Source organism: Rhizomicrobium sp. (assembly GCA_037200045.1).
Taxonomy (GTDB): domain Bacteria; phylum Pseudomonadota; class Alphaproteobacteria; order Micropepsales; family Micropepsaceae; genus Rhizomicrobium.
This window is the reverse complement of sequence record JBBCHM010000001.1, coordinates 2,542,075-2,554,468: the sequence shown is the minus strand read 5'-3', so window position 1 is coordinate 2,554,468 and position 12,394 is coordinate 2,542,075. Positions and strand designations below refer to the sequence as shown.

The following is a 12,394-nucleotide window of genomic DNA, read 5'->3' as shown; positions in this document are numbered from 1 at the left end:
GCGGGAGAGGTTGTTCACTTTGCCGCCATCGGCGGCGCTTCGCCCAGGAGCCAGGCGTAGAACCGCTCCCAGTATACCTTGCACCACCGCCGGAACTGGTCGAGGTAAAGGTAGACGACGGGCGTCGTGTACAGCGTCAGGATCTGGCTCAGCAGCAATCCGCCGACGATCGAGATGCCGAGCGGCTGGCGCAGCTCCGAGCCGGTGCCATAGCCGAAAGCGAGCGGCAACGCGCCCAGGATCGCGGCGAAGCTCGTCATCATGATGGGCCGAAAGCGCAGCAGGCACGCCTGGTAGATCGCGTCGCGCGGGCTCAGTCCCTGGTGCCGTTCGGCCTGGATGGCGAAGTCGATCATCATGATCGCATTCTTCTTCACGATGCCGATCAGGAGGATGACGCCGATCATGGCGATCAGGCTGAACTCGACATGGAACAGGAACAGCGCCAGCACCGCGCCGACGCCCGCCGAGGGCAGCGTCGAGAGGATCGTCAAGGGATGCACATAGCTCTCATAAAGCACGCCCAGCACGATGTAGATCGTGATCAGGGCGGAGAGGATCAGCACCGGCTGGCTGTTGACCGAGTCGGTGAACGCCTTGGCGGTGCCGGCGAACATGCCCTGGATCGAGACCGGCACCTTGATCTCGGCCATCTTCTTCTGGATCGCTACGGTCGCCTGGCCGAGCGATACGCCCTTGGCGAGTTCGAACGAGAAGGTCGTGACCACGAAAGGTCCCTGGTGGTTGATGCCGAGCGGCGCCGTCGAGGGGCCGTAGCTCGCCACCGCCGATAGCGGGATCATCGTCTCCTGCCGGGTCGAGACCGAGGCGCCGGTCGAGGCGCCGCCGCGCGCGCTGTTGACCAGGGCATTGGCCTGCTGGTTGCGCACCAGATCGGCGGCGACGTCGGCCGCGGTCGGCGCCGCGACGGCGGTGGCGGATGCCGCCGCTCCGGCCGTCGGCGTGACGATGGTGGTTCCGGCCACCGCGCCGGACGCCTGGGTGCCGCTGATCGAGCCGCCGGAAGTGCTGACGTAGATGTCCTTGAGGGTCTCGGGGCTCTGCCAGAACTGCGGCGCCACCTCCATGACCACGTGATACTGGTTCATGTCCTCGTAGATCGTCGAAACCTGGCGCTGGCCGAACGCGTCGTAGAGCGTGTTATCGATCTGCGAGGTGCTGACGCCGAGCCGGGCCGCGGTGGAGCGGTCGATCTTGAGCGCGATTTCGAGCCCCTGGTCGCCGCGGTCGGAATTGACCTGGTCGATCTCGGGCATGTCGTTGAAGGCGTCGGTGATCTTGGGCAGCCATTGCTCGAGCTCTTCGAGCGTGTCGGCGGTGATCGTGTACTGATAGGACCCGCTGCTCTGCCGCCCGCCCACGCGGACGTCGCGGCCGCCGCTCAGGAACAGCCGCGCCCCGGTGACCGCGGAGAATTTCGGCGTGATGCGCGCGACCACCTGATCGGTCGTCAGCCCGCCGCGTTCGGCGAGCGGCTTCAACTGGACGAAGACGCTGCCGGTGTTGGTGGCGCCGCCGCGCGGTCCGCCGCCGCCGCCGCCGATCGTGCCGGTGACGTCCTGGACCGCCGGATCCTCGCTCACGATCTTCATGAACTGGGCGAATTTCTGCTTCATCAGCTGGAACGAGATCGACGGACCGGCGCGGATCATGCCGAACGCCTGGCCGGTATCCTCGTCCGGGAAGAAGCCCTTGGGCACGTAATAGTAGAGGACGAAATTGGCGAGGATCGTGACCAGCAGGACAAGCGCGATCCAGCCCGGTATCCGCAGGGCAACCGAAAGCGTGCGGGCGTAGAAATCGCGCGCCGCGTTGAAGGCGCGCTCCGAAAGGCGCAGCAGCGGGCCCTGGCCGCGGCCGACCCGGTGCAGGTCGAGGATGGCGCAGAGCATCGGCGTGGTCGTCAGCGACACGATCAGCGAGATGGTGATGGCCACGGTCAGCACCATGGCGAACTCGTTGAAATAGCGCCCCACGATGCCGCCCATCAGCAGGATCGGGATGAACACGGCGACGAGGGAGATGCTCATCGACAGCACGGTGAAGGCGACCTCGCGCGTGCCGGCGATCGTCGCCTCGAGCCGGGACATGCCGCCTTCGATGTGGCGCGAGACGTTCTCCAGCACCACGATGGCGTCGTCCACCACGAAGCCGGTGGCGACGGTCAGCGCCATCAGCGACAGGTTGTTGAGCGTGTAGCCGAGCAGGTACATCGCCCCGAAGGTGCCGATCAGCGACAGGGGCACCGCGACGGAGGGAATGATTGCGGCCCGCCCGTCGCGCAGGAAGAGATAGACGACGAACATCACGAGCAGGATCGAGACCATCATCGAGCGCTGCACGTCGCGCAGCGAATCGTGGATCGTGCCGGTGCGGTCGATCGCGATGTCGAGATGGATCGAGGGCGGCAGCGCGGCCTGGAGCTGCGGCAGCACCGCCTTCACATTGTCGACGGTCTGGATGATGTTGGCGCCAGGGGTGCGGAACAGGAGCACCAGGATGGCCGGCTGGTTGTTCGACATGCCGATATTGCGCACGTCCTCGACGCTGTCGTCGACCTCCGCCACGTCGGTGAGCCTGACCGCCGCGCCATTGCGGTAGGCGACGATCAGCGTCTTGTACTGGCTGGCCTTGGTGGCGGTGTCGTTGACATAGACCTGATAGCGCTGCGTGCCTTCCTCCACCGCGCCCTTGGGCGCGTTGGCGTTGGCGGCCGACAGCGCGGCGCGCACGTCCTCCAGCCCGATGCCGTATTTGAACAAAGCGCGCGGATTGAGCTCGACCCGCACCGCCGGCAGCGAGCCGCCGGCGATCTGCACCTGGCCTATGCCGTCCACCGTGGAGAGCTTTTGCTGCAGGATGTTCGAGGCGGAATCGTAGATCTGCCCGGGCGACAGCGTGGTCGAGGTCAGCGATAGGATCAGGATCGGCTGGTCGGCCGGATTGACCTTGCGATAGGTCGGGTTGGAACGCAGCGAGGCGGGAAGATCGGCCCGCGCCGCATTGATCGCCGCCTGCACATCGCGCGCCGCGCCGTCGATATTGCGCTTGGCATTGAACTGCAGCGTGATGCGGGCCGAGCCGACCGAACTGGTCGAGGTCATCTCGTCGACATCGGCGATGACGCCCAGATGCCGCTCCAGCGGCGTCGTCACACTGGTCGACACCGTCTGCGGACTGGCACCCGGCAAGGACGCGGTCACCGAGATCGTCGGCACGTCGATGTTCGGCAGCGCCTCGACGGGGAGCAGGAAATAGGCGACGCCGCCGGCCAGCGCCAGACCGATGGTCAGGAGCGTGGTGGCGATCGGCCGGCGGATGAAGGTCTCGGAGAAGCTCATGTCGCGCGCCTCGCGCGCCAGTCGCGGATCTGGCCGCCCAGCCGGTCGAAATAGATGTAGATCACCGGCGTGGTGAACAAGGTCAAAAGCTGACTCACAAGAAGCCCGCCGACGATGGAGATGCCCAGCGGATGGCGCAGCTCCGATCCCGTGCCGCTTCCGACCATCAGCGGCAGCGCGCCGAACAAAGCGGCGACCGTGGTCATGAGGATCGGGCGGAAGCGCAGCAGCGCGGCCTGGTGGATCGCCTCGCGCGGCGTCTTGCCCTCGTTGCGTTCGGCCTCCAGCGCGAAATCGATCATCATGATGGCGTTCTTCTTGACGATGCCGATCAGCAGGATGATGCCGATGATCGAGACGATGCCCAGATCGTTGCCCGACACGATCAGCGCCAGCAGCGCGCCGACGCCGGCCGAAGGCAGCGTCGAAAGGATGGTGATCGGATGGATGAAGCTCTCATAGAGCACGCCGAGCACGATATAGACGGTGACGATCGCCGCCAGGATGAGCAGCAATTCGTTGGACAGCGCCGACTGGAACGCCAGCGCCGAGCCCTGGAACACGGTCGTGATGCTGGCCGGCAGGTTCGCCGCGGCCTCCGCCGCCTTGACCGCGTCCACCGCGGCGCCGAGCGAATAGCCGGGCGCGACGTCGAAGGAGATCGAGGCCGAGGGAAACTGGCCCAGATGGTCGATCTCGAGCGGCACCGGATTGGAGTCGACGCGGGCGAAGGCCGATAGCGGCACCTGTCCGCCGCCGGCCGAAGGCAGATGGATGTCGCCGAGCGAGCCCAGCGAGTTCTGGATCCCCGGATCGGCCTCCAGGATCACGCGGTACTGGTTGGACTGGGTGAAGATGGTCGAGATGATGCGCTGGCCGAAGGCGTCGTAGAGCGCGTTGTCGATGGTCGCCGCGGTGATGCCGAAGCGCGCCGCGGTGTCGCGGTCGACCATCACGGTCGCCGACAGGCCGCGGTCGAGGAAGCTGGTCGAGACGTTCCGGAGTTCCGGCCGCGCCGACAGCGCCTGGAGCAGCTTCGGCACCGCGCCGGTCAGCGTCGCCGTGCTCGCGTCCTCGAGCACGAACTGGTACTGCGCCCGGCTGACCGTGGAATCGATCGTCAGGTCCTGCACCGGCTGGAGATAGAGCGACATCCCCGCCACCTGCCGGGCGCGGTCCAGGATGCCGGAAACCGCGTCGGTGATGCTGTCGGAGCGCTCGTCCTTCGGCACCAGGTTGATCAGGAAGCGCCCGCTGTTCAGCGTCGCGTTGTTGCCGTCGACGCCGATGAAGGAGGAGAGGCTCGCGACATTGGGATCTTCGAGCAGCGCCGCAGCCAGCGCCTGCTGGCGGCGCGACATCTCGTCGAACGAGACCGTAGGCCCGGCCTCGGTGATGCCCTGCACCAGGCTGGTATCCTGGGTCGGAAAGAAGCCCTTGGGGATCACGATGTAGAGCACGACCGTCAGCGCCAGCGTGGCGACGGCGATCAGCAGCGTCAGGGGCTGGCGGTCGAGCACCCATTGCAGCGCCCGGTCGTATTGGGCGATCACGCGGTTGAAATAGGCTTCCGCCTTCTCCGCGATCGAGCCCGGCTTGGGCTCCTTGTGGCGGCGCAGGAGCTTGGCGCACAGCATCGGCACCAGGGTCAGCGAGACCAGGGCGGAGATCAGGATGGTGATGGCGAGCGTCACCGCGAATTCGCGGAACAGCCGCCCGACGACTTCCTGCATGAAGAGCAGCGGGATCAGCACCGCGATCAGCGACACGGTCAGCGACACGATGGTGAAGCCGATCTCGCCCGAGCCTTTCAGCGCGGCTTCGAGCGGGGTATCGCCGGCTTCGAGATAGCGGGTGATGTTCTCGATCATCACGATGGCGTCGTCGACCACGAAGCCGGCCGCGATGGTCATCGCCATCAGCGACAGGTTATTGAGCGAGTAGCCGAGCAGGTACATCGCGGCGAAGGTGCCGATGATCGAAAGCGGCACCGACAGGCTCGGGATGAAGGTCGCCGGGATGTTGCGCAGGAACAGGTAGATCACCAGCACGACGAGCACGACGGCGAGGGCGAGTTCGAACTCGACATCGGAAACCGAGGCGCGGATCGTCGTGGTGCGGTCGGTCAGCACCGTCACGTCGACGCCGGCCGGCAGCCCCGCCTTGATCTGCGGCAGCATCGCCTTGATCGAATCCACCACCGCGATGACGTTGGCGCCCGGCTGGCGCTGCACGTTGAGCAGGATCGCCGGCGTCTTGTTCATCCAGGACAGCAGCTTCACGTTCTCGGCGCTCTCCACCACGCTGGCCACGTCGGAGAGATGCACCGGCGAGCCGTTCTTGTAGGCGACGACGATGTCCTTGTAGTCCTGTGGGCTCTGGATCTGGTCGTTGGCGTCGATGGTGTAGGACTGCGCCGCGCCGTCGAAACTGCCCTTGGGCGCGTTCGAATTGGCGTTGGCGATGGTGGTGCGCAGATCGTCGATGTTGAGGCCGTAGGCAGCGAGCGCCTGAAGGTTCGCCTGGATGCGCATCGCCGGGCGCTGGCCGCCCGCGATGCTGACGAGGCCGACGCCGGAAAGCTGCGAGATCTTCTGCGCGATGCGCGTGTCGGCGAGGTCCTGCACCTGCGTCAGCGGCATCGTCCGGGAGCTGATCGCCAGCGTGATGATCGGCGCGTCGGCCGGATTGACCTTGGCGTAGACCGGCGGCGCCGGAAGGTTCTGCGGCAACAGATTGCCGCCGGCATTGATCGCGGCCTGCACTTCCTGCTCGGCAATGTCGAGGCTGAGGCTAAGATCGAATTGCAGCGTGATGATCGAGGCGCCAGCGGAACTGACCGACGACATCTGGTCGAGGCCCGGCATCTGGCCGAACTGCTTTTCCAGCGGCGCGGTGACCGAAGAGGTCATCACTTCCGGCGAGGCGCCGGGCAGGAAGGTCTGGACCTGGATGGTCGGGTAGTCGACCTCCGGCAGCGCCGACAGCGGCAGATAGGAATATCCGACGAGGCCGACGAGCAGAATCGCGATCATCAGAAGCGATGTCGCGACGGGACGCAGGACGAAGGGGGCGGAAGGATTCATGGGGCTGCGTCCCGTCTAGGGTCCGCCGCCTCCGCCGCCGTGCCGGCCGCCGCCTCCGGCGCGCCGGAGCTTCTTGAGCGCCGCCGTGCAGGCGTCGCTGAAGCTGTCGCGATTCTGCATGACGCACATCATCGTCTCGCGGCCCGGGGCGACGTTGGGGCAATACTTCGCCAGATCGGCGCTGCAATATTGCTTGAGGGCGGCCTGCATCTTGGCGCGGCGCGCGGCGCGGTCGGCATCGCCGCCGCCCGCGGCGCCCGCCGGCGCGACGCTCGGCTGGGCGGTGGGCGCCGGCGCGTTGGGCAGGCTGACTTCGGCGCCGTCGCGCAGCCGGTCGGCACCGTCGACCACGACGACGTCGCCGGGCTTCAGTCCCTGGGCGATCGCGACCATCGTGGCGTTGCCGGGACCGAGCGTCACGGTGCGCTGCGCCACGGTCTTGTCCGGCTGCACGACGAAGACATAGTTGCCCTCGGCGCCGCGCTGCACCGCCGCCACCGGCACCAGCGTCTGGTCGTGCCGCGTATCGACCAGCAGGCGCACATTGACGAATTGGTTGGGAAACAGCTTGCCGTCGGAATTGTCGAACAGGGCACGGGCCTTCACCGTGCCGGTCGTCGTGTCGATCTGGTTGTCGACGGTCGCGAGCGTTCCGGTGCCCAACTGCACGGTCTGGCCGCGGTCATAGGCATAGACGGTGAGCGTCGCGCCCGAGCGGGTGCGCGCCATGACGTCGGCGATGTTGTCCTCCGGCAGCGAGAACAGCACCGAGATCGGCTGCTCCTGGGTCACGACGACGACGCCGTTGGTCTGCCCGGCCGACACCACATTGCCGAGATCGACCTGGCGCAGGCCGACGCGTCCGGCGACCGGCGCGGTTATGCGCGCATAGCCGAGATTGATCGCGGCGCTCTTCACATTGGCCTGGTCGGACAGGACGACGCCGCGGTCGGAGTCCACCAGCGCCTGCTGCGTCGCATATTGCTGCTGCGAGATCGCCTTGGCCTGGTTCAGCATTTCGAAGCGCTTCAAATCCACCAAGGCGTTGTTCAGGTTCGCCGCGTCGCGCGCGAGTTGGCCCTTGGCCTGGTCGAGCGCCGCCTGGAAGGGCGCGGGATCGATCTGCATCAGGACGTCGCCGGCCTTCACCATCTGGCCCTCGGTGAAAGCGATCTTGACGATCTGGCCGCCGACCTGGGGCCGCACGGTCACGGTGGCGAGCGGCGTCACCGTGCCGAGCGCGTTGAGCGTGATGTCCATGTCGCCATTGGTGGCCGTGGCCACGCCGACGGCCTGCGGCCCGCCCATGCCGAAGCGGGTGTTGTGGCTGGCCGAGCCGGCGGAGTAGATTCGCCAGCCGATCAGGCCGATCAGGAGAAGCCCAAGCAGCACCCAAAGCGTGGTCCTGCCGCCGGGAAGGCGGGACGCGCTCCAGCGCCAGGCCCGATCCGTCTGCTCCGCCGCCACGCTGAAAACGCCCTTCTGGCTGCCGGGACCACTCATTCTTGTCTCGCTTGTACCGTGAGATATCTGGCAGTGCCCCCGCCGAGGGGTCAATTAACAAACGAAAAGTCCCGAAATATGTCGAAACTGTCGCGGCCGCGTTGGACAGGCGGCCCAAATGCCACCATATCCAACTTGTAACACTCCCACTCGCGCGGCGTTCCTTAAGCGGATTTCATCTTGATGCACGGTTTCCTCGCCTGGATCTCGGACGCGGCCGACTGGCTGCTCGCCTTCGCCAGGCACCATCCCGAATCGGCTTTCGCCATCGCCTTCATCGTGTCCTTCGGCGAATCTTTCGCCGGGCTCTCCTTCCTCGTGCCGGGCACGACGATCCTGATCGCGCTGGGCGCCTTGCTGCGCGCCATCGATGCGGATTTCTGGAGCTACTTCCCGGTCTGGGCGGCGGCGGCGGTGGGCGCCATCCTGGGCGACTGGATCTCCTATTGGATCGGTCACCGCTTCAAGGCGCACGTCCTCTCGACCTGGCCGATCTCGCATTATCGCGCGCAGATGGATACCGCGCTGGTGTTCTTCGGCCGTTGGGGGGTGTGGGGAATTTTCATCGGCCGCTTCCTGGGGCCGTTTCGCGCCACCGTGCCGCTGGTCGCCGGCATTTCGCAGATGCGCTTCTGGCCGTTCCAGATCGCCAATGTGACGTCGGCGCTGATCTGGTCGGCGTCGCTGCTCGTCCTGGGCGCGGCGGGCTGGGCCGCCGTCAAGTCGGTGTGGCATTCGCTGGGCGGCTGGCCGGCGATCGCCGTGGCCGTCATCGCGATCGCGATCGGCATCGCCTTCCGCGACCGCATCGGCTCGGCGTTGCGATCCCTGACGGCAAAATTAAAGGGCGGGACGGCTTAGCCGTCCCGCCCTTTCCATCGTTCCAGAATCCGGACGAAGCCCTATGGCGAAGGCGCGGGCGTCTGATCGGGCGCCGGCGCGGCGGGTGCCGGAGCGGGCGCCGGCGCTTCGGCCGGCGGATTGGCCTGCGTCTTCTTGCGGGCGAGATCCTGCATGGCGCCATGCGCGTCGTTGAAGCCCTTCAGCGAGAAGGGAATCTCGAACGCCTTGCCGGCATCGGCATAGACGATGATCTTGCCGGCGTCGCCGCCGCTCGACAGCGCGCCCACCGCGTCGGGCTGCATCAGCATCTCGACATAGCAGCCGCCGCGATCGCAGCGCCGGTAGTGCAGCATCGGCGAGGTATAGGTGTCCGCCGACAGCACGAGACCCTTCTGGATCAGCACGCCGAGCGGCACCGCGATCTGGATCACGTGCTTGTCGCTGCTGGGCACATAGGCGATCGAGATCGAGAGGATGCGCTGCTGGTTCTGCTTGTTGGCCAGAAGCTCGAACATGTCGCAGGGCGACGGCGACTTCACCGGATAGCAGCGCACCATCCAATCGCCGAACTGCTTGGTTTCGGACGGCTGGACCGGAGCGCCGCCGCCGGCGGGCGCGCCCTGGGCCTGCGCCGCGCCGATGGAAAGCAGGCTCAGCGCCAGCGCGCCGACGAACGTTGAACGGAATGACATCACGACCAGAGTCTCCACCACCAGGAACGGCGCTTGGCGGCGTCACTCACGAACGCCTTGTGCGCTTCCACGAAGCCTTTGAGGGAAAAGGGCAGGGCCGCGGCCTTGCCGTCCAGACCGGCGAGCAGGATCTTCGCCTGGCTGGCGGCGACCATCGCGTTCTCGACATCCGCGTCGTATTTGACGCGCACCACGCAGCCCAGACCGCCGCAATACTCGTATTGATAGAGCTTGGGCTTGTCGGTGCCGAACACGATGCCGATGCCCGGATCAAGCAGCACGTTGAACGGCACGGTCACCAGCATCTCGCTCGTGGCGGAGTTCTTCGGCTTGTAAATCTGCAGGCGCGCAAGCTCGGTCTGGCCCTTGTCGTCGGGCACGTCGAGCTGCATCTCGCAGCCAAGATCCTTCTCGCTGCGCTTGGGGCAGGTCAGGCGCCAGTCGTCATATTGCGACGCGACCGGGATGTCCGGCGGCGCGCTGAACGCCTTGTGGCCGAACCAGCCGAGCACCAGGCCGAGAATCAGAAGCACAGCGCCGATGGCGATGCGAAACGGAGTACTATTCAAGTCAAACGGCATATGGCGATTGCCCCATAGCTTTGAACGGGCCGCACTTAACGGGAAGCAGGGGGTCAGGGCAAGCCGGACTTGGCCGTTTCCGTGTAAATTGCCCGCCATGTCTCCGGATGAGGTAAATGGCCGCGCTAGCGGACCAGCACCACGCCGACCGGGGCCGAGCGCCCTTTGACCAGCGCCGCCAGCGCCTGGGAAAGGCCGGGCCGGGGCCGCTCATCGGGATGGGCGACCATGACGACGGCATCGGACAGGCGCGCGAGCGACGGCGCCTCGGAGGATTCGAGCACGGACGGCGCCGCCACGATGGCGAGATCGCAGATGGTGCGCAGATGCGCGAAGAGCTCACCCACTTTGGGCGAGGCGACGGCCGCCTGGGGATCGCGCGGTGGCCGGGCCAGCGCGAGCAGCATTGCGTCCGAGCGCGGATCGCGGACCAGCGCCCGGCCCAGCGGCACGGCGCCGGCGAGCACCTCCAGCAGGCCGGCTTGCGGACGGATGCGGGCCGCCTCCGCCAGGACGGGTTTGGCAAGATGGCCGTCGACCAGGATGGTGCGCAGGCCCCGTGCCGCGGCCGCGCGCGCCAGCGCCAGCGCGACCGTGGTGCCGGCGGCGGGCGATTCGGAGGTCGTCACGGCGACGATGCGTCCGGTCCCGAGATTGCGGTTCGGCATCACCCGCCCGAGCAGCGCCCCGATGGCGCGTGCAAAGGGCGAGGCCGGCCAGTCGACGATGTGATCCGCGGCGCCTTCGGCCAGCGCGCCCGGCACGTCGGCGAGCAGCGGCGGTCCGGCGCGCGCGGCGACCGGAACGGGAATGGGAGCCGGCACCGGCGCGACCGGCCGCGCCGCTGGGCGGACGACGACAGGCACCGGCCGCTGCACGCCGGCGAAGCGCATGGCAAGAAGCGCGGCGAGGCATCCGAGCAGAAGACCGGCCGGGATCGACGCCAACACGATCAGCATGCGCTGCGGCGAACTCGGCGCCGAAGGCACCGGGGCGCGGCTGATCACATGCGCGTCGGGATATTGCAGGCCCTCCTGATCCTGGATCGCGGTAAGGCGGCCCAGGAACGCGTCGTACAGCTTGCGCGACGTATCCGCGTCGGCCTGCAAGGCCCGCAGCTTCACCGCCGTCATGTCCTGGCCGGAGGCCTGGTGCTGCGTCGTGCTGAAGCTGCCTTGCAGCGAGTTCAATTGCGCCCGCGCCACCGCGACGTCGCTGGCGAGCGAGCTTGCGATGCGCGCGCCCTCCTCGTCGATCTTCTGCTGCAGGTCCTTGAGCTGGTTGTCGACCTCGATGCGCTTGGGATGCTTGGGGCCGTAGGGAATGGCGAGCGCCGATTGCTGGCGCAACAGATCGGCCTGCTGGGTGCGAAGCTGGATAATCAGGGGCGAGGCCACGATCTGCGAGATGTCGACGGGATTGCCCGCCTTCATGAGGTTCTGGACCTGGTTGTAAATCGCCGCCTTGGCCGAGAGGTCGGCGCGCGCCTGCACGATCTGTCCGTTGATGCCGCCGAGCTGGGCCTCGATCAGCGAGGTGCCGCCGGCGCTGGAATCCAGATTGTGCTGGGCGCGATAGGTCAGCGCCGCGGCGTCCTGCGCCGCCACCCGGCTGCCCAGTTCGCGGATGCGCTGCGTCAGCCAGGTGCTCGTCGCTTCCGAGGCGCTGAGCTTGGCTTCGACCAGATCGTCGACATAGGTCTGCGCGACGGTGTCGGCGATCAGCGCCGCCTTCTTGGCGTCGCGCGAGCTGAACGAAACGGTGATGGTGGTCGAAAGGCCGAGCGACTCCGACCACATATGGCTCAGGAAGGCGTCGATGATCGCGTCCTTCTGCACCGCCGGGTCGATCGCCGTGGCGGCGTCGCGCTCGGCGAACCAGTTGCGCGGATTGAGCGACGAGACCAGCAGCCCGCCGACGCTCTGCTGCAGCGATGGGTTGAATTCCGGATCGTCATAGAGCTTGAGCTTGGCGATGACCTCGGCGGCGAGGTCGCGCGACTGCAGGACCTGGAGCTGGTTCTGGATCGAGGACGGGTCGGTCGGCAGCGCCGTCAGCACGGACGACAGATCGGCGATCGTGTTCTTGCGCGGGTCGAGCATCACGACCGACGACGAGGTGTAGCGCGTCGGCAGCAGCGTCACGATCACCACCGCGAGCGCGACCACGAGCGCGGTCACGCACAGGATCAGCCCCGTGCGCGCGCGCAATCCGGACAGGATGTCGGAAAGGCTCGGGCCGTTGCTGGCGTCGGGCGCGGCGGAGTTTGGGTTAATCCCCTGGAACGACATGCCCTTTTCGCCGCGGGCGACGCGTGCGAGCCTTTT

Annotated in this window: 7 protein-coding genes; 1 reads left to right on the top strand and 6 read right to left on the bottom strand. The window is 66.9% G+C overall.

The window, feature by feature from the left end; all coding sequences use genetic code 11:
* Positions 1-14: 14 nt before the first annotated feature.
* Genes WDM86_12315 through WDM86_12305 form a run of 3 tightly spaced genes read right to left on the bottom strand, consistent with a single transcriptional unit; the run spans position 15 to position 7,951 of the window.
* The gene (locus tag WDM86_12315) at positions 15-3,362 is read right to left on the bottom strand and encodes an efflux RND transporter permease subunit (GenBank protein ID MEI9990814.1); all 3,348 of its coding nucleotides are present in this window, start codon (positions 3,360-3,362) and stop codon (positions 15-17) included.
* The gene (locus WDM86_12310) at positions 3,359-6,448 is read right to left on the bottom strand and encodes an MdtB/MuxB family multidrug efflux RND transporter permease subunit (protein MEI9990813.1); all 3,090 of its coding nucleotides are present in this window, start codon (positions 6,446-6,448) and stop codon (positions 3,359-3,361) included. Before WDM86_12310 ends, WDM86_12315 begins: the two co-directional genes overlap by 4 nt.
* 15 nt (positions 6,449-6,463) lie before the next feature.
* Positions 6,464-7,951, bottom strand: coding sequence for an efflux RND transporter periplasmic adaptor subunit (locus WDM86_12305; GenBank protein MEI9990812.1), 1,488 nt, complete (start codon positions 7,949-7,951; stop codon positions 6,464-6,466).
* Between the two features lie 183 nt (positions 7,952-8,134).
* Here WDM86_12305 and WDM86_12300 point away from each other — a divergent pair, with 183 nt between their 5' ends.
* Positions 8,135-8,812: a DedA family protein gene (locus WDM86_12300; protein ID MEI9990811.1), complete on the top strand. Its 678-nt coding sequence runs from the start codon at positions 8,135-8,137 to the stop codon at positions 8,810-8,812.
* Between the two features lie 41 nt (positions 8,813-8,853).
* On the opposite strand, the gene WDM86_12295 is transcribed toward WDM86_12300, so the two are convergent.
* From WDM86_12295 to WDM86_12285, 3 genes are all read right to left on the bottom strand, one after another.
* Complete coding sequence (locus WDM86_12295; GenBank protein MEI9990810.1) at positions 8,854-9,486, bottom strand: invasion associated locus B family protein; 633 nt, start codon at positions 9,484-9,486, stop codon at positions 8,854-8,856.
* Positions 9,486-10,055, bottom strand: coding sequence for an invasion associated locus B family protein (locus WDM86_12290; protein MEI9990809.1), 570 nt, complete (start codon positions 10,053-10,055; stop codon positions 9,486-9,488). Before WDM86_12290 ends, WDM86_12295 begins: the two co-directional genes overlap by 1 nt.
* Positions 10,056-10,192: 137 nt before the next feature.
* On the bottom strand, positions 10,193-12,358 hold the full coding sequence (locus tag WDM86_12285; GenBank protein ID MEI9990808.1) for an exopolysaccharide transport family protein: 2,166 nt from the start codon (positions 12,356-12,358) through the stop codon (positions 10,193-10,195).
* Positions 12,359-12,394 lie beyond the last annotated feature (36 nt).

Coding starts and splice junctions, on each gene's coding strand:
- WDM86_12315 (MEI9990814.1), bottom strand. CDS start 3,362: ATGAGCTTCTCCGAGACCTTCATCCGCCGGCCGATCGCCACCACGCTC.
- WDM86_12310 (MEI9990813.1), bottom strand. CDS start 6,448: ATGAATCCTTCCGCCCCCTTCGTCCTGCGTCCCGTCGCGACATCGCTT.
- WDM86_12305 (MEI9990812.1), bottom strand. CDS start 7,951: ATGAGTGGTCCCGGCAGCCAGAAGGGCGTTTTCAGCGTGGCGGCGGAG.
- WDM86_12300 (MEI9990811.1), top strand. CDS start 8,135: ATGCACGGTTTCCTCGCCTGGATCTCGGACGCGGCCGACTGGCTGCTC.
- WDM86_12295 (MEI9990810.1), bottom strand. CDS start 9,486: ATGTCATTCCGTTCAACGTTCGTCGGCGCGCTGGCGCTGAGCCTGCTT.
- WDM86_12285 (MEI9990808.1), bottom strand. CDS start 12,358: ATGTCGTTCCAGGGGATTAACCCAAACTCCGCCGCGCCCGACGCCAGC.